25 protein-coding genes and 1 pseudogene are annotated in these 25,159 nt (G+C 64.9%); 4 read left to right on the top strand and 22 right to left on the bottom strand.

Features of this window, described 5'->3' with window-relative positions:
* The 12 genes and pseudogenes from KHY18_RS22645 to flgB form a co-directional block, all read right to left on the bottom strand.
* Positions 1-574: pseudogene (locus KHY18_RS22645) on the bottom strand (HDOD domain-containing protein); the annotation flags it as partial.
* Between the two features lie 17 nt (positions 575-591).
* Entirely contained in the window at positions 592-1,794 is a 1,203-nt protein-coding gene (gene flgL / locus KHY18_RS22640) for a flagellar hook-associated protein FlgL (protein WP_213305294.1), read from the bottom strand.
* Positions 1,795-1,811: 17 nt separating this feature from the next.
* Complete coding sequence (gene flgK, locus KHY18_RS22635; RefSeq protein ID WP_213305292.1) at positions 1,812-3,770, bottom strand: flagellar hook-associated protein FlgK; 1,959 nt, start codon at positions 3,768-3,770, stop codon at positions 1,812-1,814.
* Between the two features lie 20 nt (positions 3,771-3,790).
* Positions 3,791-4,744, bottom strand: a complete 954-nt coding sequence (flgJ, locus tag KHY18_RS22630; protein WP_502769393.1) for a flagellar assembly peptidoglycan hydrolase FlgJ — start codon at positions 4,742-4,744, stop codon at positions 3,791-3,793.
* Complete coding sequence (locus tag KHY18_RS22625) at positions 4,741-5,886, bottom strand: flagellar basal body P-ring protein FlgI (protein WP_213305289.1); 1,146 nt, start codon at positions 5,884-5,886, stop codon at positions 4,741-4,743. The genes flgJ and KHY18_RS22625 overlap by 4 nt, the downstream gene beginning before the upstream one ends.
* A gap of 21 nt (positions 5,887-5,907) precedes the next feature.
* Positions 5,908-6,621 carry a flagellar basal body L-ring protein FlgH gene (locus KHY18_RS22620; RefSeq protein WP_213305288.1) on the bottom strand — a complete coding sequence of 238 codons (714 nt, stop codon included), beginning with the start codon at positions 6,619-6,621 and terminating at the stop codon, positions 5,908-5,910.
* 180 nt (positions 6,622-6,801) lie between these two features.
* Entirely contained in the window at positions 6,802-7,584 is a 783-nt protein-coding gene (gene flgG / locus KHY18_RS22615) for a flagellar basal-body rod protein FlgG (RefSeq protein ID WP_213305287.1), read from the bottom strand.
* 171 nt (positions 7,585-7,755) lie between these two features.
* A complete protein-coding gene (locus KHY18_RS22610) occupies positions 7,756-8,496 on the bottom strand; it encodes a flagellar basal body rod protein FlgF (protein WP_213305286.1) in 741 nt (246 codons plus the stop codon).
* A gap of 25 nt (positions 8,497-8,521) precedes the next feature.
* On the bottom strand, positions 8,522-9,778 hold the full coding sequence (gene flgE, locus KHY18_RS22605) for a flagellar hook protein FlgE (protein ID WP_213305285.1): 1,257 nt from the start codon (positions 9,776-9,778) through the stop codon (positions 8,522-8,524).
* Positions 9,779-9,826: 48 nt separating this feature from the next.
* Entirely contained in the window at positions 9,827-10,492 is a 666-nt protein-coding gene (locus KHY18_RS22600; protein ID WP_213305284.1) for a flagellar hook assembly protein FlgD, read from the bottom strand.
* A 3-nt stretch (positions 10,493-10,495) separates the two neighbouring features.
* The gene (flgC, locus tag KHY18_RS22595) at positions 10,496-10,900 is read right to left on the bottom strand and encodes a flagellar basal body rod protein FlgC (protein WP_175505320.1); all 405 of its coding nucleotides are present in this window, start codon (positions 10,898-10,900) and stop codon (positions 10,496-10,498) included.
* A gap of 32 nt (positions 10,901-10,932) precedes the next feature.
* Positions 10,933-11,343, bottom strand: a complete 411-nt coding sequence (gene flgB, locus KHY18_RS22590; RefSeq protein ID WP_213305283.1) for a flagellar basal body rod protein FlgB — start codon at positions 11,341-11,343, stop codon at positions 10,933-10,935.
* A gap of 261 nt (positions 11,344-11,604) precedes the next feature.
* Between flgB and flgA the strand changes: the two genes are divergently transcribed.
* The 3 genes from flgA to KHY18_RS22575 all read left to right on the top strand — a co-directional run bounded on the left by flgA (position 11,605) and on the right by KHY18_RS22575 (position 13,189).
* Positions 11,605-12,360 carry a flagellar basal body P-ring formation chaperone FlgA gene (gene flgA / locus KHY18_RS22585; protein ID WP_249729320.1) on the top strand — a complete coding sequence of 252 codons (756 nt, stop codon included), beginning with the start codon at positions 11,605-11,607 and terminating at the stop codon, positions 12,358-12,360.
* Between the two features lie 94 nt (positions 12,361-12,454).
* Complete coding sequence (gene flgM, locus KHY18_RS22580; protein WP_213305282.1) at positions 12,455-12,799, top strand: flagellar biosynthesis anti-sigma factor FlgM; 345 nt, start codon at positions 12,455-12,457, stop codon at positions 12,797-12,799.
* A gap of 18 nt (positions 12,800-12,817) precedes the next feature.
* The gene (locus KHY18_RS22575; protein WP_213305279.1) at positions 12,818-13,189 is read left to right on the top strand and encodes a hypothetical protein; all 372 of its coding nucleotides are present in this window, start codon (positions 12,818-12,820) and stop codon (positions 13,187-13,189) included.
* Between the two features lie 380 nt (positions 13,190-13,569).
* Here KHY18_RS22575 and KHY18_RS22570 read toward each other — a convergent pair whose 3' ends face one another.
* The 10 genes from KHY18_RS22570 to KHY18_RS22525 all read right to left on the bottom strand — a co-directional run bounded on the left by KHY18_RS22570 (position 13,570) and on the right by KHY18_RS22525 (position 24,642).
* The gene (locus tag KHY18_RS22570; RefSeq protein ID WP_213305296.1) at positions 13,570-14,283 is read right to left on the bottom strand and encodes an RNA polymerase sigma factor FliA; all 714 of its coding nucleotides are present in this window, start codon (positions 14,281-14,283) and stop codon (positions 13,570-13,572) included.
* Positions 14,284-14,288: 5 nt separating this feature from the next.
* Positions 14,289-15,056 (bottom strand): hypothetical protein, encoded by a 768-nt coding sequence (locus KHY18_RS22565; RefSeq protein ID WP_213305276.1) that lies wholly within the window; start codon positions 15,054-15,056, stop codon positions 14,289-14,291.
* On the bottom strand, positions 15,049-16,638 hold the full coding sequence (gene flhF, locus KHY18_RS22560; protein WP_213305273.1) for a flagellar biosynthesis GTPase FlhF: 1,590 nt from the start codon (positions 16,636-16,638) through the stop codon (positions 15,049-15,051). The genes KHY18_RS22565 and flhF overlap by 8 nt, the downstream gene beginning before the upstream one ends.
* Positions 16,635-18,734 (bottom strand): flagellar biosynthesis protein FlhA, encoded by a 2,100-nt coding sequence (gene flhA / locus KHY18_RS22555; RefSeq protein ID WP_213305269.1) that lies wholly within the window; start codon positions 18,732-18,734, stop codon positions 16,635-16,637. The genes flhF and flhA overlap by 4 nt, the downstream gene beginning before the upstream one ends.
* Positions 18,735-18,745: 11 nt before the next feature.
* Positions 18,746-19,912, bottom strand: a complete 1,167-nt coding sequence (locus KHY18_RS22550) for an EscU/YscU/HrcU family type III secretion system export apparatus switch protein (protein ID WP_213305266.1) — start codon at positions 19,910-19,912, stop codon at positions 18,746-18,748.
* A gap of 344 nt (positions 19,913-20,256) precedes the next feature.
* Positions 20,257-20,919, bottom strand: coding sequence for a protein phosphatase CheZ (locus tag KHY18_RS22545; RefSeq protein WP_213305263.1), 663 nt, complete (start codon positions 20,917-20,919; stop codon positions 20,257-20,259).
* Between the two features lie 4 nt (positions 20,920-20,923).
* A complete protein-coding gene (gene cheY, locus KHY18_RS22540; RefSeq protein WP_213305261.1) occupies positions 20,924-21,310 on the bottom strand; it encodes a chemotaxis response regulator CheY in 387 nt (128 codons plus the stop codon).
* Between the two features lie 72 nt (positions 21,311-21,382).
* Complete coding sequence (motB, locus tag KHY18_RS22535) at positions 21,383-22,306, bottom strand: flagellar motor protein MotB (RefSeq protein ID WP_213305258.1); 924 nt, start codon at positions 22,304-22,306, stop codon at positions 21,383-21,385.
* A gap of 27 nt (positions 22,307-22,333) precedes the next feature.
* Entirely contained in the window at positions 22,334-23,194 is an 861-nt protein-coding gene (gene motA / locus KHY18_RS22530; RefSeq protein WP_213305255.1) for a flagellar motor stator protein MotA, read from the bottom strand.
* Positions 23,195-23,382: 188 nt separating this feature from the next.
* Positions 23,383-24,642, bottom strand: a complete 1,260-nt coding sequence (locus tag KHY18_RS22525; protein ID WP_213305252.1) for a flagellin N-terminal helical domain-containing protein — start codon at positions 24,640-24,642, stop codon at positions 23,383-23,385.
* Between the two features lie 315 nt (positions 24,643-24,957).
* On the opposite strand from KHY18_RS22525, the gene KHY18_RS22520 reads away from it, so the two are divergent.
* Positions 24,958-25,159 (top strand): flagellin N-terminal helical domain-containing protein (locus tag KHY18_RS22520; RefSeq protein ID WP_502769387.1); only part of this gene is annotated, 202 nt, incomplete at its 3' end.

Genomic DNA, 25,159 nt, shown 5'->3' with positions numbered 1-25,159 from the left:
CGCGGCCGCGCAGCTGGTGCAGCACGTCTTCGGTGGGCCAGCCGGCAACCGCCGCGGCGCGGTGTTCATCGAGGCAGCGCGTGAGCAGATGGCGGCTTTGCACGTCTTCGTACATCTGGCCGTCGAGCAGCGCGCCGGGCAGCGCCGGGCGTTCGGGATGCCTCTCGTCGGGCGCCAGGCTCAGCAGGCTGTTGGCAAACCATTGCGCGGTGCGCGCGTCGGGCAGGTCGCCCAGCGCGCCGCGCCAGACGAGCTTGAGTCCGCGCGCCTGCGCGGCCTGGGCCTGGGCGTAGAGCGTGGAATCCTCGATCCAGTCGCCGCGGACCTCGATCCAGGGACTGCCCGCGGGCGCATTCTGCAAAAAGGCGCTGAGCAACTGGTGCGTCTGCGGCGACAGCAGCAACGGCGGCGCGGCCTGGCTCCACATCTCCTGCAGGATGCGCAGAAAGTGCGGCACATCGGGGTCGATCGCCGGGTCGCAGTCGATGTAGAGCTGCACGCCAGCGAGCGTGCGTTCGTTATTCCAGAGCGGCCGATAACCAAGTGTCAGGGAACTGAGTGCGGACAGGGCCATGGAATAAGGCTAAAAAGTTAACCGATATAGTCGAAGAGAGACAGTCTCTGGATCTGGGCGTAGGACTGCAGTGCTGCCGAATGGTTGGTCTGCATGGTTTTCAGATCTGCCAGTGCTGCAATCATATCGACATCTTCCGCTGTGGCGCGGTCGGTTTCAAGCAGTAATGACTTGGCGCTGAATTGGGTCGTAAGGGTATCCGCGCGGTTGAGCAGATCGCCGGCAAAGCTTTGCACTGTCTGCATGCGGTTCAGGCCGGTATCGATCTCAGCCAGTGCCTTGGCGATGCCGTGGGCCAGCGAGCCCGAAGCGGTGCTGCCATCAGGGTTGACACCGGTGCGCACCACGTTGATCGCCTGATCGAGCACGCTGAACAGGTCGCTGCGCTCGCTCGCACCGATGGTGAAGCTGTCGCCGTTGGCGGGCGCGCCGGTGATGGTCAGGCCCATGCCGGCGACGGAAATCGTCTCGCCCGACTTGTAAGGCACGGCGGCGGCGCCCGCGATGCTATAGGTCGTCGTGCCATCCGCGGCCACGCTGAACGTGATGCTGATCGGCGGGACCGTGGTGGCTGCTGCGGCCGCGGCCGCCGGATCGGTGATCTGGCCGATATCGGTCCAGGCCTTGCCGGTGTTGGTCGCGCCCTGGTTCACGGCCAGAACGCCGTTGCCCGTGGGCACATTCATGAAGGCCGCGACGCCGTCCAGCGTGTTGGCAATGCCGTTCGCGCCGCTGGTGGTCTGGCCCGACTGGCTCAGGAAGCTGCCGCCCTGCAGCGGCTGCTCGGCGCTGCCCAGGCCGCGGAACAGCGCCAGCCCGTTGCTGTCGGTGCGATTCGCGTAATTCGCGATCTGGTCGCGCAGCGAAGTCATCTGGGCGACCAGCGCATCGCGCTCGGTCTGCGTGTAGGTGCCGTTGCCCGCATTCACCACCAGCGAGCGGAACTCCTGCAGCGCCGTGTTGGCGCTGCCCAGTGCGGCTTCGCCCTGGGTGATGATGGAAATCTGCGCGTTCAGCGCTTTCTGGTCGGCGTCGGTGCGGTCCATGCGCGTGCGTGCGCGTTCGGCCTGCGCGGCCGCGACCGGATCGTCGCTGGCGCGGACCACGCGACGGCCCGAAGTGGTGCTCTCCATCATGTGGGCCATCTGGGCCTGGCGTTCGGAAAGGTTGGCGACCGTGCGGTCGTACATGTTGGCGGTGCCAAGGCGAGTGATGCTCATAGAAAACTCCTGGGATATCAGCGACCGACCGTGGAGATCATGCTGTCGAAAATGCTTTGGGCGATCTGCAGCATCTTGGCCGAGGCCTGGTAGGCCTGTTGGTACTGCAGCAGCTTGGCGGCTTCTTCGTCGAGGTTGACGCCCGACACCGCCGTGCGATCGGCTTCGAGGTTCTTGGCGATGGTGCCCGACAGGTCGGCGGCCAGCTTGGCGCTTTGCGTGCGCGTGCCGACCTGGGCGATCAGCGTCGAGAAGCCGTCGCTCAGCGTGGTGCCGCCGTCGAACAGCTTCGCATCGCGCAGCGCGAGAAAGGCGGTGGCATTGCCGGCGTCGCGTTTCCAGTTGTCGCCCAGCGCCGGGCTCTTGGCGTTGGCCACCGTGACGCTGTCGCCCGCCTGCGGCGTGCCGGACAAGGTGATTTCCCAGCCGTCGATCTTGATCGGCTGGCCGGCCACATAGTTGCCCGTGGCGCCGTTGCTCGCGGTGTAGGTGATGGCCGAAGTCGCCGGGTCCACCGCAAAAGTGATATCGATGCCCGCGGTGGCCGGGTCGGGAATGCCTGCGCCCGTGACCTTGAGGCCCGCGAGCTGCAGCGTTCCGGTGTTGGTCGCCGGGATGGTTGCCGCGATGGCGTTGGAAACGGCCAGGTCCTGGGGTGCGAGCACCAGGGACTTCATTTCGATGGCGGCGGTGCTGAACGGCTTGAACAGCACCGACTCGTGCTTGGCGCCGGCGCCCGAAATGTTGAACTGCAGGCCGTCGACGGTCTCCGCGGACAGCGTCGCAACGTCGGCGTAGGTGCGTGTCAGGCCGTCGGACAGGCGCACCAGATGGACTTCGCCGGCATCGCCGAAAATGGCCTTGTAGTCGGAGGCCACATAGGCGGTCGAGTCGAGCACCGGCTTGGGCGTGGCCGCGGATTGGGTGTCGACGAAGCTCACCGCGGCCGAGACGCCGGCGATCGTGGTGTAACCCGGCATTTCCGTGATCTGCGAGAACAGCGGGCTGCCCGGCGTGCCCGACAGCGTCAGGCCCTGGGTTTGCTGGGCATTGAGCGCGGTGCTGATCACCTGGGCCATGCGGCCCAGCAGATTGCGGCCTTCGGCCAGATCTTCGTTGTTGAATTTCAGCAGGCCCGCGACTTCGCCGCCGCCGATCATGCTGTTGGTCAGTTCCACGGACTCGTTGCCCGGCTGGCTGAAGTACATGGACAGCTGTCCGCTGCCTGGGTACTCCGTGGATTCGCTGACCGACAGCTGGCCCGCGGTCGCGCCGAGCACCAGTGCCTGGCTGCCGCCGACAAACAGGTTGAGCGTGCCATAGGCGCCGTCGACCTGGCTGGTCTGCACATACTTGTTCATCTCGCGCACCAGCTGGTCGCGCTTGTCGAGCAGGTCGTTGGGCATCACGCCCGAGGCCTGGGAGCGGCTGATCTGGCCGTTGAGCGCGGCCACCTGACTGGCCAGGCTATTGACCAGCGTCACGTCGTTCTGGATCTGCAGCTTGTTGGTGTATTCGAGTTCGTCCAGGCTGGTGGCGGCCGACTTGAAGCGCGAGGCCAGCTCGGTCATGCGCGTCAGCACCACGTTGCGCGCCGTGAGGTCGGTCGGAGCGTTGACCACGTTCGAGAAGCCGTTGAGCATCTCGTTCATCGCCGCGCCCAGGCCGCTTTCGCCGCCGGCGAAGGCTTCCTGCATCTGGGCCAGCGATGACGCGCGCGCCAGATCTGCTGCCTGGATGGAGCCCGCGGTGTTCGATTGGCGGTTCAGCAGCGCGCTGTAATTGCGCACGATGGTGGACACGCTGACGCCGTTGCCGACGTAGCCGTAGCCCATGTCCTGGCCGAAATTCGTGCCCATGGACACGGTCTGGCGCGAGTACCCCTCGGTTTTGACGTTGGCAATGTTGTTGCCGATGGTCTGCAAGGCGATCTGGTTGGCCATCAAGGCGCCCGATCCCACGTTCATAAGGCTCATGGTGTTATCTCTCTAAGCTTTTAAGCTTGTGTGCCCTGGACGCGCTGGGTGCTCTGGATGGCGCGGTTGAGCTTGTTGGCGTATTGCGGATCGGTGGCGTAGCCGGCTTTCTGCAGCTCGCTCGCGTAGGCCAGCGCCGAGCCGGTCTGGGCGCGGGCTTTTTCGTAGCGCGGGTTGTTGTTGATCAACTGGGCGTAATCGCGGAAAGACTCCTCGAAGGAGCCATAGGCGCGGAACTTGGCCGTCACCTTGCGCGGCACGCCGTCGATGTATTCGGTGGTGGTGATTTCGGCGACCTTGCCGGTCCAGCTGCCGCCGGCCTTGATGCCGAACAGGTTGAACGAGTTGCTGCCGTCGGCATTGCGGATCTCGCTCTTGCCCCAGCCGGTCTCATGCCCGGCCTGGCCCAGCATGTAGGCCGCGGGAATGCCGCTGGTCTGGGCCACGCGCTCGGCGGCGACGGCGTGGGCGCGCACGAAATTGTCCAGGCCCTGGGGCGATGGCGCCTTCGCGGCGTAGGCATCGACCGTGCTCGTCGCGGCGACGCCCTTGTTCTGCACGAAGCCGCCGTAGCGCGCAAAGCCGCCCTGGCGACCGCTGAGGCTCAGCGTCGACGGCAGCGCGTCATCGCCTTCTTCCTCGGAGACCCCGCCCATGGCCCGGGAGAGCTGGCGCGCGATCGCGTCGGCCAGGCCGCCGGGCTGGCCCGACATCGTGACCGACAGCTGCTGGTCCAGCATGTCGGCGCCGAGGTTGCCCTGGGCGCCGTCGAGCAGTCCCGACTTCATGGTCGCTTCGCGCATGCTCTTGATCATTTCGCGCATGAACAGCGATTCGAGCTGCTTGGCGGTCTCGCGCACGGCCTCGGGGTTGTTCTGCCCGGCTTCGTACTTGAGCGCATTGAGCGAACGTGCGTCGACCGCGAGCGCGTTCGACGTGCCCATGGACACGGTGGAATTCAGCGACATGCTCATATCACCTCCAGCTCGGCGTTGAGGGCGCCTGCGGCCTTGATGGCCTGCAAGATGGCCAGCAGATCCTGGGGCGTGGCGCCGAGTGAGTTGAGCGCGCGCACCACGTCGGTGAGCTGCGGCGAGGCCGGCACTTGGATCACGTTGCCCGGCTCCTGCCGGATCTGGATGCTGGCCTTTTCAGCGACCACGGTCTGGCCCTGCGACAGCGGATTGGGCTGGCTGATGACCGGCGTGGAGCTGATGGTGATCGACAGGTTGCCGTGGGCGATCGCGCAATTGCCCAGCGTCACCGCCTGGTTGAGCACGATGGAGCCGGTGCGCGCATTGATCACCACCTTGGCGGCAGGCGTCGAGGCGACGATCGCCAGCTCTTCGAGCTGGGCAATGAAGCGCACGCGCGCGCCCGGGTCGTTCGGCGCGTTGACCTGGACCGTGCGGCCGTCGAGCGCCGTGGCCGTGCCGAAGCCCAGGTTCTTGTTGATCGACTGCACGACCTTGTCGGCGGTCTGGAAATCGGTGGCGTTGAGGCTCAACTGGATGGTGTTGCCTTCGTGCAGCGGTGTCGGCACGGCGCGCTCTACCTGCGCGCCCTGCGGAATGCGTCCGGCGCTCAGGTGATTGATCTGGACCTTGGAGCCGCCCTGCGACGCGCCCGCGCCGCCGACCACCATGTTGCCCTGGGCCAGCGCGTAGATTTCACCGTCGGCGCCGCGCAGCGGCGTGGCGACCAGCGTGCCGCCCTTGAGCGACTTCGCATTGCCCATGGAGGAGACGTTGACGTCGATCATCTGGCCTGGCTGGGCAAAGGCCGGCAGCTCGGCGGTGATGATCACCGCGGCGACATTCTTGAGTTGCAGCTGGGTCGCGTTGCCGCTTGCCGGCAGGGCGATGCCCATCTGCTGCAGGTAGTTCGCGAGCGCCTGCTTGGTGTAGGGCATCTGCGTGGTCTGGTCGCCCGTGCCATCGAGGCCGACGATCAGGCCGTAGCCTGTAAGTTGGTTGCTGCGCACGCCTTGGACGGCGGCAACCTCCTTGATACGCAGAGCGTGGGCTGGCAGGGCCGACACCGCCGCGCCCGCGGCGATTGCCCAGAACGCAAGGTGGGTCGGGCGCAATTTGAGGAGCGTGGACAGTGCTTTCATAGCTGTCCATTCTCAAGAAATTCAGAACGGCATAACGTTCAAAAAGAAGCGTGACAACCAGCCAATTGACTGGGCTTCGGCCTGTTGGCCGCGTCCGCGCGACTCGATGCGCACGTTCGCCACCTGGGTCGAACTGACCAGGCTGCCGGGTTGCAGATTGCGCGGATCGACCGAGCCCGAGAAGCGCAGCACATCGACGTTGTGGTTCACGCCAATCTGTTTCTCGCCCGTGACCACAAGGTGGCCGTTGGGCAGCACATCGACCACGGTGGTGGTGATGGAGCCGGTGAAGTTGTTGCTGTTGGCGGTCTCGCCCGCGCCCGAGAACGAGTTCTCGCTGCCGACGCCGAGCTTGGAGCGGCCGATGATGTTCGCGGCGTTCGCGGCCTTGAAGATCGGCAGCGCGGTCAGGCCGGCGTTCATTTCGTTCTCGCGATCGATGCTGGAGGTGGAGCGCTGCGAAGCCGTGACGCGTTCGGCGATCACCACCGTCACCATGTCGCCGATCAGGCGTGCGCGCTGGTCCTCGAACATGGGCCGGTAGCGCGCGGCATGGAACAGCCCGCCCGTGGGCGTGGCCGGCAGCGAAGCCGCGGGGCTGGGAATGGGCGGCGCCGAAGTCGACGGCATGTCGACCGGCGGCGGCGGGTTGAGCGTGGCGACGCAGCCGCTGAGCACGCAGGCCGCGAGTGCGGCGACGCTGAGACGGGAAAGGGTGGCTGGGACGGTGATCATGGCGGGAGTTCCTGGCGGGGTGCGCATCCGCGCACGGGTTTTGTCGGGTTGAACGCACTTCGACAGGCTCGGTGCGAACGGTTCTGAACCGTTCGTCCTGAGCCTGCCTTGCCGGCCGCGTCGAAGGATGGACGGCCTGTGGTCATGTTTCGGCGCTGGATGTGCCTAAATGGGCGGTGCTTACAGCTGCGCCAGCTTGGCCAGCATCTGGTCCGAGGTCTGGATGGCCTTGGAATTCATTTCGTAGGCGCGCTGGGTCTGGATCATGGTCACCAGCTCCTGCACCACATTGACGTTCGAGCCTTCGAGGTAGCCCTGGTTGACCGTTCCCAGGCCGTTGAGGCCGGGTGTGCCCTGCTGGGGCTGGCCCGAAGCCGCGGTTTCGATGTACAGGTTCTGGCCGCGCGGCTCGAGGCCGGCCGGGTTGATGAAGGAGGCCATCGCCAGGTTGCCCACGGCCTGGGCCGCGGCATTGCCGGGCATCACGGCGCTGACAACGCCTTCGGCGCTGATGTTGACGCTGGTCGCGCCCGCGGGAATGGTGATGCCGCCGCCCACGGGCAGGCCGCTGGAGGTGACCAGCTGGCCCTGGGCATTGACCTGGAACGAGCCGTCACGGGTATAGGCCGTGGTGCCGTCGGGCTGGGTGACTTCGAAGAAGCCGTTGCCATTGATGGCCACGTCGAGCGAGTTGTTCGATTGCTGCAGCGTGCCCTGCAGGAAGTTGCGGCTGGTCGCCGCAGCGCGCACGCCCAGGCCCAAGTGCAGGCCCGTGGGCAGCTGGTTTTCTTCGGTGGTCTGGGCGCCGACCTGGCGCAGGTTCTGATAAATCAGATCTTCGAACACCGCGTTGGCGCGCTTGTAACCTGTCGTCGAAACGTTGGCCAGGTTATGGGAAATGACGTCCAGCTGGGTCTGCTGGGCTTCCATGCCGGTCTTGGAGATGAAAAGCGAGTTGATCATGACAGTTCTTTCTTAGTTGTCCACGCACAGTCTGTGAAACTGGCGTGAGCCAGCATGGGGGCAGCGAGCAAGGGCCGCCCCGCAGCGAGGCTGCCGTCCCCCTCCACCGAAGGATGAGAGGGGGAAGACGGGGCCGGCCGTCCGGCGAAGCGGCTCAGGGGGTGCTTCATATCAGCCGTTCATGCTCAGCAGCTGGGCAGCGGTCTTGTCATTGGTTTCCGCGGTCTGCATCAGGCGCATCTGCGTTTCGAACTGGCGCGAGGCGGCGATCATGCCGACCATGCTTTCGACGGCGTTGACGTTCGAGCCTTCGATCGAGCCCGCGAGCAGACGCGCATTGGCGTCGTTGGGCAGCGGGTCGCCGTTGGCGGAGCGGAACAGGCCGTCATTGCTGCGCTGCAGCGGGTTTTCGGCGTCGGGCGTGGCCAGCTTGACGCGGCCGGCGATCAGCGGCGGCTGGTCGGCGAGCTTGGCGGTCACGGTGCCGTCGGATGCGAGCGAGATTTCCGCGCCTTGCGGCACTTCTATCGGGGCGCCGCCGTCCGAGAGCACGGGCAGGCCGGTGCTGGTCAGCAGCGCGCCTTCGGGCGAGACTTCAAATGCGCCGCTGCGCGTATAGGCTTCCAGGCCGTCGAGCGCCTGCACGCCGAACCAGGCATTGCCCATGGCCATCGCGTCGAGCGCGCGGCCGGTGCGCTGGGCCGGGCCGGCGGTGTCCAGGTGACCAGACGTGGCTTCGAGCGCGAACACCCGCGTCGACGCGCCGCTGCCCTGCAGGGGCACGGAGCGGAACGTCGACATCTCGGCGCGAAAGCCGTTGGTGCCGGAGTTCGCCAGGTTGTTGGACAACACTGCCTGCCGTTGTGCCGCGGCGTTGGCGCCGGTCATGGCGGTGTAGATGATGCGGTCCATGGCGGAACTCCTTTAGCGGTTCAAATCAACGCAGGTTCACCAGGGTCGAGAACACCTGGTCTTGCGTCTTGATGGTCTGGGCGTTGGCTTGATAGGCGCGCTGTGCACCCATCATGTTCACCAGTTCGGCGGTCAGGTCGACGTTGGAGCTTTCGAGCGCGCCCGAGACCATGGAGCCGAAGCTGCCGCTCTTGGCCGTGCCGTACAGCGGTGCGCCCGAGTCGGCCGTGGCCACCCAGTTGTTGCCGCCGATCGCCGACAGGCCCTGGCTGTTGCTGAACTTGGCGAGCGCGAGCTGGCTTTCGGCGCGTGTCACGCCGTTGGAGTAGCTGGCCATGATCGTGCCGTCGGTGCTGATCTTGATGCCGTTGAGCTCACCCGCGGCGTAGCCGTTGTGGGTCAGCTTGGAGACCGCGAAATCGCTGCTCGACTGGGTCACGCCGCTCAGGTTGAGCGAAATGTCCAGGCTTTGCACCGGGTTCGCTCCGCCCGGGGCGGCGTTCGGGTTGGGCAGGCCGGATGCGGCGACGGTCAACGCAATCGGGCTGCCCGAGACCAGCTTGCCGCTGCCGTCGAAAGTCAGCTGGCCGACGCTTGCTGCGGCGGGGTCCAGCGAGGTGAAGACATTCCAGGTGTTGCCCACGGACTTCTCGAAGTACATCGTGACCGGCGTGGCGATGCCCTGGCTGTCATAGACTTCGATCGACGTGCCATAGGTGGCGCGTGGCGTCGCGGGCACGGGCGGCACGGCCGCGGGATCACCGGCCGCGTTCTTTGCGCTGGCGCTAAGGTTCAGCGCTGCCGTGATCTCCGTGGTTTCCTTGGCGGGAATTGGCTGGCCTGTGGGGAATTTGAGCGGCTCGAGCGTGGTGCTGCTGGTCAGTCCGGTGACCGGGTCGATCGGATAGCCCATGACGCTGGCGCCATCGGTGGTGATCATGTTGCCGGCCTTGTCGAGCTGGAAGTTGCCCGAGCGCGTATAGGCCTGGGTGCCGTCGGTCAGCTTCACGTGGAAGAAGCCGTCGCCGTTGACCGCCAGGTCCATGCTGTTGCCGGTGCTGTTGATCGCGCCCTGGGTGAACTGCTGCGAGACCGCTGCGACATTCACGCCGATACCCGAAGTCGAGCCGCTCGACGAACCGATGGCGCTGGCCACCATTTCGGCGAAGTCGGTGCGCGAGGCCTTGAAGCCCGTGGTGCTGGAGTTGGCGACGTTGTGGCCGATGACGTCCAGGTTCTTGCTGGCGGCGTTGAGGCCCGAAAGGCCGTGTTGGAATCCCATGGTGTTCTTCTCCTGCGGTGCGGTGGATCGTGTGCGTGGTGGCGGGGCTTAGAAAACGGCCTTGACCTTGTTGTAGGCCATGCTTTCGCCGTTTTCGAGTTCCAGCGTCAGCGCACCGTCGGTGGTGCTGGTGGCGACCACCAGGTTCGGTGAAAGCGATGTGCTGGCGACCTTGGCCGCGCCGTTCGCGGCGGCGACCTGGAAGCGCAGGCTGCTGACATCGCCTGTGTATTTGCTGCTGTCCCAGGCAAAGTAATGCCGGCCGGCGTCCAGCGCACCCAGCGTCACGGTGTCGACGACCGTGCCCGAAGCGGTGGTGATGTTGACCTTGACGTCGGCGGCCGTGCCGCTCAGGTCGAAAGCCGCGGTGCTGATCTTCTCGACCGGCGTGCCCAGCGTATTGCCTTCGGCCAGCACGGTGCGGCCGATCATCGACGTGCCCTGCAGCACCTGCATTGCGGTGAACTGCGAAGACATCTTCTCCATCGTGTCGTTGAGCGAGTTGATTCCGACGACCGTATTGATCTGCGCCATCTGCGAGGTCATCTGCGCGTTGTCCATCGGATTCATCGGATCCTGGTTGTTCAACTGCGCGACGAGCAGTTTCAGGAAGCGGTCCTGGGCGGCCGCTGGGTCGGTCGACGAGCCCGAGGTGGCGCCGGTGCTGCTGCTGGAGCCGGTACCGGTGGTGGGATATACGGGATTGGTGATCATGGCTTATTGCCCCATTTGCAAAGTCTTGAGCAACAGCGACTTGGCGGTGTTCATGACTTCGACGTTGTTCTGGTAGGAGCGCGAAGCCGAGATCATGTTGACCATTTCGTCGACGGCGTTCACGTTGGAGTGGGTCACATAGCCCTGCTCGTCCGCCAGCGGGTGGTTGGGGTCGAGCACCTTGCGGCCTGGCGTCTGGTTCTCGTTGATCGCGCTGACGCGCACGCCCGAAGCGGCTTCAGCGCCCAGCGGCGTGGTCTGAAAAACCACCTGGCGCGCCTTGTAGGCCTGACCGTCAGGGCCGGCCACGGCATCGACGTTGGCCAGGTTACTGGCCACCACATTGAGACGTTGCGACTGGGCGCTGACGGCGCTGCCGGAAACGCTGAAGATTGAGAACATGGACATAGGAGCTGCCTTTGTTGATTCGGTGCGAGTGCTTACTGGCCTTGAATGGCGCTGAGCATGCCCTTGGCCTGGCCGTTGATGAAGCGCAGCGTGGCTTCGTAGCGCACGGAGTTGTCGACGAAGTTCGCGCGCTCGCGGTCGAGGTCGACGGTGTTGTTGTCGAGGCTGGGCTGGGATTGCACCGAGTAGCCCAGGGCGACGGTGCTGTGGCTGGTCTGCGCCGCGGGCAGCGGCATGTGCCCCTTGTGGCTCACGCTGGCGCCGGCCAGCGGGCTCGTGCCTTCGGTCGCGGAGCGCAGCGCCTGCGAGAAGTTGAGATCGCGCGCCACATAGCCCGGGGTGTCCGCATTGGCAATGTTGCTGGCGATCAGGCGCTGGCGTTCGGCGCGCAGCACGAGTGCGGTGCTATGGAAATCCAGGCGGCTGGTCATTTTGTCGAGCATGTGGGCCTCGCGCTTTGTGGCTTCGGAAAAAAGTGGCCCCGCCGCGGCGGAGTCATGAGGGCGCAATGCAGGACGCACCGCGACAGGCCTTGATTATGGAAATCGCCCCGTTTTTCTAAAGCGTGAAGAACGCATGGATTGCTGCGCAGTTTCGTGCTTTGCAGTTATGGCAAACGCACTAAAGTCTGGACCAGGCCATGCTGCCGGCGGCGCCCTGGGCGTTGTGCCCGGCGGCCGCACCATGAATTTGAGGAGTTCCACTTGAAACGCAGTCCCTGGCCTTTGGCCGCACCCGCTCCCGCCGCAACGCACTTGCGTGGCCTGGCCGGCGCCGTGCTCGCCGGCCTGGGCCTGTGGCTCGGTGGCGCGCAGGCCCAGACCCAGACCCATGCCGAACTCGAGGCGCTGTCGCAGCAATGGGCGAATGCCGCGCTGGGCAGCGAAGCCAGCGCGGGCCTGCCGCTGCGCCTGCAGGTGCAGATCGGCAAGCTCGATGCGCGGCTGCAGCTCGCGGCCTGCGCCAAGGTCGAACCTTATCTGCCCGCAGGCGCACGCCTTTGGGGGCGCACCCGCATCGGTCTGCGCTGTGTGCAAGGCTCCCGGCCCTGGAATGTCTACCTGCCGGTCACCGTGCAGGCTTTCGGTCCTGCCTGGGTGCTGAATAACAACGTCCGCCAGGGCGAAGCCTTGACGGCTGGCGATGCGTCGCTTGCCGAAGTCGACTGGGCCGAAGTGGATTCCCCCGTGGCCGCGAGCCAGCCCGACTGGCTGGGCTTCGAAGCCGCACGCCATCTGCAGGCCGGCCAGACGCTGCGCCAGAACATGCTGCGCTCGCCGCAGCTGTTTCCCTTGGGAGCGCAGGTCAAGGTCGCGGTATCAGGCGGTGGTTTCACCATCATGTCCACGGGCCGCGCGATGGCGGCGGGCGCGGAAGGTGCAAATGTGCGGGTACGCATGGATAATGGCCGACTGGTTTCGGGCGTCGTCAATGCGCAAGGCGTGGTGGAAGTGAAGTAGCCAGCACCCGCTCCAATAAATGGCTAAAGTTTTTTTCGCCGGTGTCGAAACCAGTGTTACTGCGCCTCAGGCGAATGGGGCCTTGGAGAAATAAATGAAAATTGGACAAAAACCGGAGCTTCCCGCTGCTGCCTTGCAGGCTGCGGCCACTGCTTCCAAACAAGCTGCCAAGACCTCCGGTCCTGCGGCGGAAGAAGCAGCTAAAAGTACCCAAGTGGCGACTTCGTCCGCTGGCGTGCCTGTATCTTTCTCGAGTTCTGCCAAAGCGCTCGATCCTGCAAGCCGTGCGACGACCGAATTCGATGCCGACCGCGTCCAGGCGATGCGCGATGCGATTGCCAACGGCACGTTCAGCGTGAGCGCCGAAGCCATTGCTGACAAGCTGCTGGCCAATACCGGCGAGATCCTGGCGCACTCCATGGCGGCGCGCTCGGCCTGAGGCCGGCCCGTCTTTTCCATGCAACTGTCCGATTCCCTGGCCCAGGCCGAAGCCGCCTTGCTGGCGCTGTCGGCGGCGCTCGCCGGTACCGACGCCAACGCGCTCGAGGCGCGCAGCGCCGACTTGCGCGATGCTTTCATGTCGCTGGCCGTACTCCGCCAGCAGCACAGCCGCAGCGGTCAGACGCTCGATGCCGGGCTGGAGCAGCGCATCGAAGCCGTCGGCAGCCAGCTTGGCCCCCTGCGCGAACAACTCGCGCGCGGCGGCGCCATGACCGAACTCAAGGTGTCGGCGCTGCTGCCCATGCAGGCCGGCGCGCCGACCTACGATGCATTGTCCGGCCGCGCGCCGCGCACCAGCCCGGCGCGCATCTACCGCAGCGCGAGCTGAGTTCCACTTTTCATCTTTTCCCATTCGCCCATAAAAAACGCAGCTTCGAGAGCTGCGTTTTTTTATGGGGGTGTCGCTTGGCGAGTAGCAGCAAGCGCTACGCCACCGTTCGCCCTGAGCGGGTGAGCGAGCCGAGGTCTCGCAAGGCGTTCAAAAGAAACAGCGGCCGTTAAAAATCCGTTCGTCCTGAGCCTGTCGAAGGATGAACGGCCTGCTCTCAAGTCATGAGGACGTCCGTTCATGGTTCGACAGGCTCACCACGAACGGGTCACTGTTTTGCCGCCGTTTGCCAAAATCGACCACCTTCTAAGTCATTGATTTATTTGACAAAAAAGCTGTTTCTTGAGAGCCTGTCGAAGGGCGCTTCAGGGCGCTGAAGCTCAATGCGCGCGCATCTTTGTGCGCAGTCGGGCGATCGCCTGGCTGTGCAACTGGCATACGCGCGATTCGGTCACGCCCAGCACGGCCGCGATTTCCTTGAGGTTCATGTCGTGCTCGTAGTACATGCCCATGATGTACTGCTCGCGTTCGGGCAGCGCCTTGATGGCCTCGACCAGTGCGCCGCGCAGGCGCTGGTCGCGCAGCAGGGCCATGGGGTCGGCGCCGTCGTCGGCCACATGGCGGTCGAGAAAGCCGTCGCTGTCGTCGCCCGGCGAGATGTCTTCGAGGTAGACCAGCTGCGTGCCGCGCACCTTGCCCAGCAGCGACTGGTATTCGTCGAGCGGCATGCCCAGCTCGGATGCGATCTCCGACTCGAGCGGACTGCGGCCGAGTTTCTGTTCGAGCCGGCGCAGGGCATGCTCGATGTCTTTCTGGCTCTTGCGCGAGCTGCGCGACATCCAGTCGCCTTCGCGCAGTTCGTCGAGCATCGCGCCGCGTATGCGTTGCGAGGCAAAGGTCTCGAACTGCACGCCTTGCGCCACTTCGAAGCGGGTCAGCGCGTCGGCCAGGCCGATCATGCCGACCTGGATCAGATCGTCGAGCGCCACGTTGGGCGGCAGCTTGGCGATCATGTGGTGCGCGATGCGTCTAACCAGGGGTACATGCTGACGGATCAGTGCGTTCCGTTCGAGCTGGCCGTTCGCGGTGTACATGGCGTTCATAGGCTCCACGCTGGTTGGGAAAAGACAGGCGCCGGTGCAAAGCTGGCCGGCGTGGTCGCGGCGAGTCCGGGTGTCAGGGTCACCGCGTGCGCGAGCATCAGCAGTGCCAGACGGCGCAGCTCCTGCGGCGAGCCCGGGTCGGTGCGCGTGCACAGCGGTTGCATGCGCAGGTGGCGCTGCGCGCACTGGGCGAGCGAAGACATCAGGGTGTCGGCATGGCGGCGCGCAAAAGGCTCGTGCGCTTCGGTCGCGCCGGCGACGATGCAGGACAGTCCCGCATGCAGCGCCAGGTGTTTGATCTGGCGGTAGCTGCGCTCCATGCCGCGGGGCTGCATGTCCAGCGGCAGCAGTGGACGCATGGCGTGGCCTTGCAGCAGCGGCGCGAGCTGTTCGACGGGCGCGTGCACGATCACCACCGCATAGCCGCGCGCATAGGCAAGCAGCGATTCGAGGCCGCCCAGCTGGCGCAGTCCGAGGGCGGCGGGCAGCGTGGCGACCGAGGCTTGCGTGGGGCGCGGCCCCATGCCCGTGGCCTGCCATGGGGGTTCGGCGAGCAGGTCACGCAGGCCCGGCGTTGCCGCGCTTTCGGTCTGGCTCGCGTCGAGCACCAGCACCGGGTAGCCGAGCTGCTGCAGTTGCGCGCTCAGCGGCCAGAGCAATCCCCCGGCCGGCGCCGTGGCCGAATAGGCGATGGCGCATACCTGGAGTTCCTGCCAGGCGGCACCGGCCTGCAGGCCGTAGCCCTGGTTGCCGTTCTCAAGCATGACCAGGCTCCATGATTTCGCCGGCCATGCTCGATTGTGTGAAGAAGAAGTCCAGTTCGATGGCCTTGGGGTCGAATGCCGAGCGCGTCGTCGAGCGCATCGAGGCGGCCACCAGCTGGTTGGCATCGGCGGCTTCCCAGTCTTCGGGCACGCGCTGGCCGTTCGTGACGCCGCACAGCTGCATCTGGTGACGGATCAGCGTGTCGACCGAGGGGCCGAGCTTCACGGCCTCGTCGACCTTCGACAGGATCACCTTCTGGCAGCCGTCGGCCTTGAAGGCGTTGAGCACTTCGTCGTTGGAATCGCCCTGGCTGCTCGCATTGAGCACCAGCATGCGCTGCACGCCGGGCAGGTCGAGCACTTCGAGGATGTCGTCCTTGCGCGGATCGCGCGGTGCGACGCCGGTGGTGTCGATCAGCACCATTTTCTTGTTCGCCAGCAGGCCCAGCAGATCCTGCAGGGCTGCGCGGTCATGTGCCTGGTGGGCGACGATGCCCAGCATGCGGCCATAGGCGCGCAGCTGTTCATGCGCGCCGACGCGGTAGGTGTCGAGCGTGATCAGGCCGACTTCGCGCGCACCGTGGATGCGTGCCGCCATGGCCGCGAGCTTGGCCGTGGTGGTGGTCTTGCCGACGCCGGTGGCGCCGACCAGTGCGAACACGCCGCCCTGGTCATATATGGGGGCCGACTGCGCATTGGTGCGCAGATTGCGTTCGAGCACGTCCATCAGCCAGCGCACGGCCTGGGAAGGCGAGCAGTTGCCGGGCAGGTTTTCGAGCAGCATGCGCGACAGGGCGGGGGAGTAGCCGGCGCGAATCAGCTTGAGCATCAGGTTCGACTGCAGCGGGCTCTGGCGCGCCTGGCCCAGCCAGGCGAGCGTGTTGAAGCGGTCTTCGATCAGCGCCTTCATCGACTGCAGCTCGTCCATCATCACTTGCGGTGCGGCGGCCTGTGCGCGTGCCATGGGCTGGTTCGCGGAAGCGCGCGGCGTGGCTTGACGGGTCACGGGGCGTTGGTTGGCCTTGGCGCCGCGCAGCGGGTTGTGGCGGGCCACGGCTTCAGGCGTGGGCACGGGTTCGCGGCGCAGTTCGTCGAGCTGGCGCGCGCGCTGGGCGAACGTCGGCAGCTGTTCGTCTTCAAATGCGGGTTCGGCTTCGGGCGCGGCCTCGCCGTGCAGGTTTTCATGGCGGCGGCGCAGCATGCGCTCGCGCACATAGTCCTGGAACGACAGCGTGCTCATGGCCAGCTGGGCCGCGTCGTCTTCGACGGTCTGGCGCAGCGGCGATGTGGCGTTGCTCTCGGTCGCCGCAGCGGCGGCCGGCATGGCGGCAGGAATGGCTGCACGCGGCTTGCCAGGTGCACGGGTTTCGTCGGCGGCGCGTTTCTCGATCGCGGCCTGCAGCGGCGAGCTGGTCGCGACGCCACCATCGAGCTGCTCGAGCATGTCTTCGGCCGTGGCGGTCACTTCCACGCCTTCGGCCGTTGCACGGTTCGACAGGATCAACGTGCCATCGCCGAAGGCCATGCGCGCCTTGGCCAGGGCCTCGCGGGAGGTGGGGGCGGTAAAGCGGCGGATGTTCATGCGGATGCACCTTTAAGAATGGGGCCAATGCGGATGGTGTGCGTCTCGGGAATCTCGCTGTGCGAGAGCACCTGCAGACGGGGAGCCACGCGCTTCAACAGACGGGCAATGGCGTTGCGGATCGAGTCGGGTACCAGCAGGCATGCGGGCATTCCCAGCTCTTCTTGTTTCTGGGCCACGTCGGCGGCCCGTTGTGTGAGGATTTCGGCCACGCCCGGATCGAGCGACGGCGCCGAAGGGTTGCCCAGCGCCTGCACCAGCAGACGCTCGAGGCCGGGCTCGATCGCGATCACGTTGAGTTCGCGCGTCGGGCCGTAGATTTGCTGGACGATGGCCGGCGACAGCGCAATGCGCACGCGGCGGGCCAGTTCCACGGGGTCCTGGGTCAGCGGAGCATGCTCTGCCAGGGTTTCGATGATGGTGCGAATGTCGCGGATATGCACGGCGTCTTCCAGCAGCAGCTGGAGCACTTTCTGGAACGTTGAGATCGACACCATTTTCGGAACCACTTCTTCAATCAACTTGGGAGCCAGGCGCGCCACATGTTCGACGAGCTGCTGGGTCTCCGTGCGGCTCAGGAGCTTGGCCGCATGCACTTGCATCAAGTGTGACAAATGTGTCGCCATCACGGTTTCGGAATCAACGACGGTAAAACCCGCCATTTGTGCCGCTTCCTTTTGCCGTTCATCGATCCAGTGTGCTGGCAGGCCGAATGCCGGGTCCGTCGTCGGGGTGCCGATCAGCGGAGTGCTGATGCCGCCCGGATTGATCGCCAGGAACATGCCGGGAAAGGCTTCGCCTTCGGCGATGCTCACGCCGCGCAGCGTCACGCGGTAGGCGCTGGGCTTGAGTTCGAGGTTGTCGCGCACATGCACGGCCGGCGGCAGGAAGCCGACTTCCTGCGCAAACTTGCGGCGCACGCCCTTGATGCGGGTCAGCAGGTCGCCCTGGCGCTTCTTGTCGACCAGCGCGATCAGTCGGTAGCCCAGCTCCAGGCCCAGCAGATCGACGGGCTGCAGATCGTCCCAGGTGGCTTCGCCGGAGTCGCCGGTGGTGGCCTGCTGCGGTGCCGGTACGGCATTTTTGGCGGCCTTTTCGGCCTGCTGCCTGCGCGACAGCACCCAGGCGCCGTAGATCAGCGCGCTGCCCATGCCCAGGAACACGACATGGGGCATGCCGGGAATCAGGCCCAGCATCGCCAGCACGCCGCCGGTCACGCCGAGAACGCGCGGCGACATGAACAGCTGATCGACGATCTGCCGGCCCATGTCTTCGCCCTTGCCCACGCGCGAGACCACCATGGCCGCGGCCACAGAGATCAGCAGGCCGGGAATCTGCGCGACCAGGGCATCGCCCACGGCCAGCAGGATGTAGCTGTCGGCGGCCTGGCTGGCGCTGAGGCCGTGCTGTGCCATGCCGATGATGAAGCCGCCGACGATGTTGATCACCAGAATCAAGATGCCGGCGATCGCATCGCCGCGCACGAATTTCGAGGCACCGTCCATCGAACCGAAGAAGTTGGCTTCCTCGCCGACTTCGGCGCGGCGGCGCTTGGCTTCCTCTTCATTGATCAGGCCGGCGTTCAGGTCGGCGTCCACCGCCATCTGCTTGCCGGGCATCGCGTCCAGGGTGAAACGCGCCGAGACTTCGGCGATACGCTCCGCACCCTTGGTCACCACCACGAAGTTGATCACCACCAGAATCGCGAACACGATCAGACCGACCGCGAAGTTGCCGCCGATCAGGAAGTGGCCGAAGGCCTCGATCACCGCACCCGCCGCGCCCGGCCCGGTGTGGCCTTCGAGCAGCACCACGCGCGTCGAGGCGACGTTGAGCGACAGGCGCATCAGCGTGGTCAGCAGCAGCACCGTGGGGAAGGCCGCGAAGTCCAGCGGCCGGATCATGTAGGCCGCGACCATCATCACCATCAGCGCGACGGCGATGTTCAGCGTGAAGAAGGTGTCGAGCAGCCAGGGCGGGATCGGCAGCACCATCAGTGCCAGGATCGCCACCACCAGCAACGGGGCCGATATGCCCTGAGCGGCGGCGCCGTATTTGCTGCCCATGAGCTGCAGGGATTTCATCGAAGTGTTCATATCGCGCTGCCTTACAGGGCTGCCCGCGGATGCGGAGCGAGGGGGGCCACCCGCTGGTGCGGGTCGAGTTCAGGAGGGACCGGGATTTCGTCGAGGGCCTGTGGCATCAGGCCGTCGCCGCGCATTGCGGCCTTGAGGCGGTAGACATAGGCCAGGACCTGGGCGACCGCGGTGTAAAGCGGTGCAGGGATCGACTGGTCGAGTTCGGCGTGCGCGTAGAGCGCGCGCGCCAGCATCGGGGATTGCAGCACCGGTATGTCGTGGGCGTTGGCCACTTCGCGGATCTTCTGCGCCAGCAGGTCCGTGCCCTTGGCAATGACCTGGGGGGCATCCATGCTGGCTTCGTCGTAGCGCAGCGCCACGGCGTAGTGGGTCGGGTTCATGACCACGAAATCGGCCTTGGGCACGGCGCCTATGCTGGCGCGGTTGGCAATTTCGCGCTGCTTCTGGCGCAGCTTGCCCTTGATTTCGGGGTTGCCTTCCGATTCCTTGTGTTCCTGCTTGACTTCCTGGTGCGACATCTTGAGGCGCGACTTGAACAGGAAGGCCTGCAGCGGCACGTCGATCAGCGCGACCATGAACACCACCAGCAGCAGCACGGCGACGCCGCCGACCAGCCAGTCGCCGACCATGGCCAGCGCCATCGGCGAAGGCTGGCTGATCACGCGCGCCATTTCCTCGAGGCCGGCCGACAGGTACTTCCAGCCGACGATCGACAGCACGATGGTCATGAAGACCATCTTCACCACGGTGACCATCTGCTGCTTGGAAAAGAGATTGGCGATGCCCGACAGCGGGTTGAGCCGGCTGAACTTGGGCGCGACTGGCGTGAAGCTGAAGATCCAGCCGCCGGCCAGAATGCCGCTGATCAAGGCGGCCGAGATCGTCGCCAGCGCGAACAGCACGCAGGCGATCAGGCCGATGGCGCCCATCTGCAGCAGGCGCTCCAGCATCTGCGCGGGGGCCTGCACGCTCTGGGCGTTGAACGAGAACTGCTGTGTGAAAGCGAGTTTGAGGTGGCTGGTCAGCGGCTGCGCGCCGATCAGCATCGCGACCGAGCCCATGCCCAGAATCGCCAGGTGCGACAGGTCGCGCGAGCGCGCACCTTGGCCGTCCTTGCGCGTTTTCTGCAACTTGCGCTCGGTGGCGGGAAGATTTTTGTCTTGGCTGGAGTCCATGGCGAATGTGACTGAATGTCACCGCCATTGTCGCCATGGCCTGTTTTCGCTAAAGCCCGAAAAGCAGCCGCGAAAGCCTGCTGTTCATCCGTGCCGGGAGATAAAGGGCGCGCGCGCCTGCGCTTCGCGCCGAGCCGGGGCCGGCGTTCGCACGCAGCCCCGCTCAACCGTTCGTGCGCAGCCGCACCCAAGCCTTCGCGCGCAGCCGCACCCAACCGTACGCGCGCAGCCGTACCCAACTGTACGCGCGCAGCCGCGTCCAATCGTTCGCCCTGAGCCCCACCCCCGTTCGCCCTGAGCCTGTCGAAGGGTAGGGGCGCCAAGCCTAGATCGGCGCTGGCCTGTCAGAAGCCCAGGCTGGCCAGCAGGTCGTCGACCTGCGATTGCGAAGTCACGACTTCCGCCGTGCGCGTGCCTTCGACCACGGGACCGGCAAGCGATTCCGTGGCGACAGCGACTGCGGCACCGGCTGCAACCACGGGTGCGGCCACGACGCTGGCGGCGACGGCCGGCGGCACACCGCCTGGTGGCGCTGTCTGGATCAGCATCTGCACCAGCTGGTCTTCGAGATTCGATGCCAGGGCCACCACGCGACTGATCACCTGTCCGGTGAGATCGTGGAAGTCCTGGGCCATCATGATTTCGGTCAGATGCTCGTCGGCCTTTTGCGTCACGTCTTCCATGTCGGTGAGGAAGTTCATGATGTCGCCCTTGGCCACGGCTGCGACCGGGTCCTTGATCAACGCGGCGACCATGCGCCGCGTTTCCTCGGCGATGTAGGCCTGCTGGGCCTTGGCCTGCTCGACGCGATTGAGCACCTTCTCGGCGGCCTCGCCCGTGAGTCGGGCGATGTACGACAACCGGCTCTGGGCATCGGGCAACTCGTCCATGGAACCACGCAGCCGATCTGCCAACCCCAGCTCATTGAGCGAATCATGCAGCTGACGCGTCAGCACACCAATCTTGTAGTGCAGTTCGACGGGTTCTGCGGGCGTGTTGCTGTCCATGCTGTTACATCCCCAGCTTCTTCAGGATGAGGCCAACCTTTTCTTCGAGCGTGGCCTTGGTGAACGGCTTGACGATGTAGCCTGCAGCGCCGTTCTGCGCCGCCGCCACGATGTCTTCCTTGCGGGCTTCGGCGGTCACCATCAGCACGGGCAGATGCTTGAGCTTCTCGTCCTGCTTGATTTCGGTGAGCAGCTGAAAGCCGTTCATGTTGGGCATGTTGATGTCGGTGACGACAAAATCGAACTTGCTGTTGCGCAGCTTGTGCAGCGCAACCACGCCGTCTTCCGCCTCATCGGCTTCGGGGTAACCGCTTTCCTTGAGTAGATTGCGCACAATGCGGCGCATGGTGGAGAAGTCGTCAACGATCAAAAAACGCAAGGCATTAGCCACGTGAGACCCTTTCGGTCGTAATGTGCTCTGGAGAGAAAGACAAATTCGGCAGCAAGCGTTACAAATGATTGCTTATCGCGTGCCAGCGGGGGGATTGTCGTGCTTTTCTGCAACGGGCAAAGGTGTGTGCTCTTTGCCCAACAGCCGTTCTTCGGCTTCGCGGGTCAGCACGGTGATGGTAATGCGCCGATTTTGCGGCGCACGCGGGTTCTGGGGTTCGAGCAGATCGCTGTCAGCCATGCCGACGACGCGCGCCAGCTTGTCTGCGGGCATGCCCGCGCCAATCAGCTCGCGCCGAGAGGCATTGGCCCGGTCGCCCGAAAGCTCCCAGTTGCTGTAGCCCCGGTCGCCGTTGCCATAAGGCGCGGCGTCGGTGTGGCCGGAAAGGCTGATCCGGTTCTCGGTCTCGCCAAGCGCGGCACCCACGGCACGCAGGATGTCCTGCATGTAGGGCTTCACGATGGCGCTGCCGCTGTCGAACATGGGGCGGTTCTGCTCGTCCACGATCTGGATCTGCAGTCCGTCGGGAGTCACCAGCACGCGGATCTGCGAGCGGTACTCGTTGAGCTTGGGGTTGCCCGTGATCATGGCGTCGACCTTGGCCTGCAGCGATTTGATGCGCACCGCATCCTGGCGCGCGCGTTCGGCCTTGGCGGCGTCCAGGCTTTGCTTGCGGTCGGCCTTTTCGTTTGATTCGGAGCGTTGCACCTGGCCGTGGACCTTGGACAGGTCGTTGCCGCCGCCGGGAATGATGCTCGAGCTGTTGCCCGAGCCGTCGCCGCCCTGCATCGCCACTTTGAGCGGTGCGTTGAAATAGTTGGCAATGCCCTGCAGGTCGCCCTTGGAGGTCGAGCCCAGCAGCCACATCAACAGGAAAAACGCCATCATCGCCGTCATGAAGTCGGCATAGGCGATCTTCCAGGCACCGCCATGCGGAGCATGGGCGGACTTCTTGATGCGCTTGACGATGATGGGTTGGAGTTTTTTGTCAGCCATGGTGCGGTATGCCGGTGGAGTCCGGGCTTACTTCTTGCCCTTGACGTGGTTTTCGAGTTCCAGGAAGCCGGGACGCTCGGTCGAGAACAGCACCTTGCGACCGAATTCGATCGCTGTCGCGGGGTTGTAGCCCTGCATGCTGGCCAGCAGCGTAGTCTTGATGCATTCGAATTCCTTGGCCGCGTCCATCGTGCGCTGCTCGATCAGGCCGGCAATCGGCTCGACCACCGCATAGGCCAGCAAAATCCCGAGGAAGGTGCCGACCAGCGCCGAACCGATCATCGCACCGAGCACCGCCGGCGGCTGGCCGACCGAGCCCATGGTGTTCACCACGCCGAGCACGGCCGCGACAATCCCGAACGCGGGCAGCGCGCCGGCCACCTTGCCCAGGGCCGCGATGGGTGCATGCGATTCCTGGTGGTGGGTCTCGATTTCGCTTTCCATCAGCGATTCGATCTCGTGGGCATTCAGATTTCCCGAGACCATCATGCGCAGATAGTCCGTGAGGAATTCCATGATGTGGTGGTCCTTGAGCAATTCCGGATACTTCTGGAAGATCGGCGATTCCTCGGGCGCTTCGACATCGGATTCGACGGCCATCAGGCCTTCCTTGCGCGCCTTTTGCAGGATTTCGTAAAGCAGCGCCATCAGTTCGAGAAAGCGCTCCTTGTTGTATTTGGAGCCTTTGAGCGCGGCAGGCAGCGCGCGCATCGTGGCCTTGATCACCTTGGGCTGGTTCGAAACGATGAACGCCCCGACCGCTGCCCCCCCGATGGTGAGCATTTCAAATGGCAGGGCCTTTGCGACCACGCCGATATTGCCGCCGTGCAGGACGTAGGTGCCGAAGACACAGGCGAGGCCGATGAGTAAACCAAGAATGACGAGCATGGGGGGATTGTGTCAAAGTGTGAGGGTGCTCAACATCCGAAAAAAGCCCGGAAAGCTGGATTGTTCGCTGGAACTGCGTTGTGCTATAGAAGCACAGCACGCCAAAAGGCGCGCAGCCGTGGGGCGCGCGCCTGTCTTGCCGGCCGCGGCCTGCACAGCGACAGGCATGGTTGCTCGATCCGTGGATCTTAGCTTTGCAGCAGTTGCAGCACTTGCTGGGGCAGCTGGTTGGCCTGGGCCACCATGGCCGTACCGGCTTGCTGCAGGATCTGCGTGCGCGACAGGTTGGCGGTTTCCTTGGCGAAGTCCGCGTCGACGATGCGTCCGCGCGCCGCCGACAGGTTTTCCACCTGGATGTCGATGTTGCTGACGGCGTTCTCGAAGCGGCTTTGCATCGCACCCAGCGTGGCGCGCGCGCCGTTGACCTGGTCCACTGCGCTGTCGATCTTCTTCAATGCGACCCATGCACCCTCTTGTGTGCGCACATCGATCTGGTCGATGCCGCGCACGTCGGTGATGGCGTTGGCGGTGTTGGCGGGATCGATGTTCAGGCCGGCCTCGACACCGGTCAGTGTTGCGGTGAAGCCTGCGCCGAAAGCGACGGCCACCGGAGCGCCCGTGGCGTCGAGCTTTTCCGACATCACATGGAGTTCATAGCTGTTGGTGTTGGCCACCTTGGACATGTACACCGTCACGCCGGTATCGGCCGACTTGTTGTTGATCGCGGTGACCACTTGGCCCAGGCGTTCGAGGCTGCTGTTGGCTGGCTCGATGGCTTCCAGATCGATGGTCAGGGCGGCGGGTGCCGAGCCGACGGTGATCTGCAGGGCGCCCTTGGCGATGGGGTCGGCGAAATCGTCGATGGCTGGAGGCGTCAGGTCGTCGGTGTTCAGTGCCGCGGCACCTGTCGCCGAGGACGTACCGTAGCTGATGTTCGACAGTTGGCTCGAACGGGTGTCCGCGAGCGCGCCCAGCGTGACGTTGTCACCCGAGTTGGCGCCCACCTGGAACACCGCGCCGGCGAACGAGCCGTCAAGAATCTTCTGGCCGTTGAAGTTGGTCTGCTTGGCGACGCGGTCGATTTCCGCGGCCAGCTGGGTCACTTCGGCCTGCAGCGCAACGCGATCCGATGCGCTGTTGGTGGCATTGCTCGACTGCACTGCCAGTTCACGCATGCGTTGCAGCATGTCGCCCACCTTGCCCAGCGCGCCTTCAGCGGTCTGCGCCAGCGAAATGCCGTCATTGGCATTGCGCGCCGCCACCGTCAGGCCCTTGACCTGGGTGTTCATGCGTTCGGAGATGGCCAGACCGGCCGCGTCGTCCTTCGCACTGTTCACACGCAGGCCTGAAGACAGGCGCTGCATGGACGTGGCAAGCGAGTTCCCCGAGAGGCTCAGGTTTCGCTGCGCATTGATAGAGGCAATGTTGGTATTGATAGTTGCGGCCATGACAGGGTCCCTTCAGAAAGGCAAGGTTGCATCGCTACAAAAGCTTTTAGGACTCGGTTGCGCGACAGGCAGCCCTAGCGATGAAAGGATTCTTCCTTGTTCGCCCTTGCAGCAGCGGGGGGATAAAAACCGGGAAAGCCGGCTATCTCGCCGCTTCCCTGGGGAAGCTGGCACCCGGGCGCGAAAAAAAAGCGCAAGAAATTCCTCAAGCTTTGATTTCGCTCTCCGATAACCCAAAGGTAGGCGGCGAACGGAACAGGGCACAGCCCCCGGCGCTGAAGAATCAACGACAGGCTCGGTAAAAGGACAGACACCATGGCAATGACCATCAACACCAATGTGGCTTCGATCAACGCACAGCGCAACCTGAGCCTGTCGGGCAGTTCCCTCACCACATCGATGCAGCGCCTGTCTTCCGGCCTGCGTGTGAACAGCGCCAAGGACGATGCCGCCGGCCTCGCAATCTCGGAGCGCATGAAGGCACAAAGCGGCGGCCTGACAGTGGCGGCGCGCAATG

Origin of the sequence: Acidovorax sp. CCYZU-2555, assembly GCF_018413525.1 — a bacterium.
Taxonomy (GTDB): Bacteria; Pseudomonadota; Gammaproteobacteria; order Burkholderiales; family Burkholderiaceae_C; genus Comamonas.
The sequence above is the reverse complement of the archived record's forward strand: the minus strand, read 5'-3'. Positions and strand labels throughout refer to the sequence as shown.

What these genes read in the sequence shown, in the direction of transcription:
- flgE (WP_213305285.1), bottom strand. Translation starts at nt 9,778, where the DNA reads ATGGGATTCCAACACGGCCTTTCGGGCCTCAACGCCGCCAGCAAGAAC.
- flgL (WP_213305294.1), bottom strand. Translation starts at nt 1,794, where the DNA reads ATGAGCATCACTCGCCTTGGCACCGCCAACATGTACGACCGCACGGTC.
- flhA (WP_213305269.1), bottom strand. Translation starts at nt 18,734, where the DNA reads ATGAACACTTCGATGAAATCCCTGCAGCTCATGGGCAGCAAATACGGC.
- KHY18_RS22575 (WP_213305279.1), top strand. Translation starts at nt 12,818, where the DNA reads ATGCAACTGTCCGATTCCCTGGCCCAGGCCGAAGCCGCCTTGCTGGCG.
- KHY18_RS22570 (WP_213305296.1), bottom strand. Translation starts at nt 14,283, where the DNA reads ATGTACACCGCGAACGGCCAGCTCGAACGGAACGCACTGATCCGTCAG.
- flgG (WP_213305287.1), bottom strand. Translation starts at nt 7,584, where the DNA reads ATGATCAACTCGCTTTTCATCTCCAAGACCGGCATGGAAGCCCAGCAG.
- flgM (WP_213305282.1), top strand. Translation starts at nt 12,455, where the DNA reads ATGAAAATTGGACAAAAACCGGAGCTTCCCGCTGCTGCCTTGCAGGCT.
- flgC (WP_175505320.1), bottom strand. Translation starts at nt 10,900, where the DNA reads ATGTCCATGTTCTCAATCTTCAGCGTTTCCGGCAGCGCCGTCAGCGCC.
- KHY18_RS22610 (WP_213305286.1), bottom strand. Translation starts at nt 8,496, where the DNA reads ATGGACCGCATCATCTACACCGCCATGACCGGCGCCAACGCCGCGGCA.
- KHY18_RS22525 (WP_213305252.1), bottom strand. Translation starts at nt 24,642, where the DNA reads ATGGCCGCAACTATCAATACCAACATTGCCTCTATCAATGCGCAGCGA.
- KHY18_RS22625 (WP_213305289.1), bottom strand. Translation starts at nt 5,886, where the DNA reads ATGAAAGCACTGTCCACGCTCCTCAAATTGCGCCCGACCCACCTTGCG.
- KHY18_RS22565 (WP_213305276.1), bottom strand. Translation starts at nt 15,056, where the DNA reads ATGCTTGAGAACGGCAACCAGGGCTACGGCCTGCAGGCCGGTGCCGCC.
- KHY18_RS22545 (WP_213305263.1), bottom strand. Translation starts at nt 20,919, where the DNA reads ATGGACAGCAACACGCCCGCAGAACCCGTCGAACTGCACTACAAGATT.
- KHY18_RS22620 (WP_213305288.1), bottom strand. Translation starts at nt 6,621, where the DNA reads ATGATCACCGTCCCAGCCACCCTTTCCCGTCTCAGCGTCGCCGCACTC.
- flgB (WP_213305283.1), bottom strand. Translation starts at nt 11,343, where the DNA reads ATGCTCGACAAAATGACCAGCCGCCTGGATTTCCATAGCACCGCACTC.
- flgJ (WP_502769393.1), bottom strand. Translation starts at nt 4,744, where the DNA reads ATGAGCATGTCGCTGAATTCCACCGTGTCCATGGGCACGTCGAACGCG.
- motB (WP_213305258.1), bottom strand. Translation starts at nt 22,306, where the DNA reads ATGGCTGACAAAAAACTCCAACCCATCATCGTCAAGCGCATCAAGAAG.
- KHY18_RS22600 (WP_213305284.1), bottom strand. Translation starts at nt 10,492, where the DNA reads ATGATCACCAATCCCGTATATCCCACCACCGGTACCGGCTCCAGCAGC.
- flhF (WP_213305273.1), bottom strand. Translation starts at nt 16,638, where the DNA reads ATGAACATCCGCCGCTTTACCGCCCCCACCTCCCGCGAGGCCCTGGCC.
- motA (WP_213305255.1), bottom strand. Translation starts at nt 23,194, where the DNA reads ATGCTCGTCATTCTTGGTTTACTCATCGGCCTCGCCTGTGTCTTCGGC.
- flgK (WP_213305292.1), bottom strand. Translation starts at nt 3,770, where the DNA reads ATGAGCCTTATGAACGTGGGATCGGGCGCCTTGATGGCCAACCAGATC.
- KHY18_RS22550 (WP_213305266.1), bottom strand. Translation starts at nt 19,912, where the DNA reads ATGGACTCCAGCCAAGACAAAAATCTTCCCGCCACCGAGCGCAAGTTG.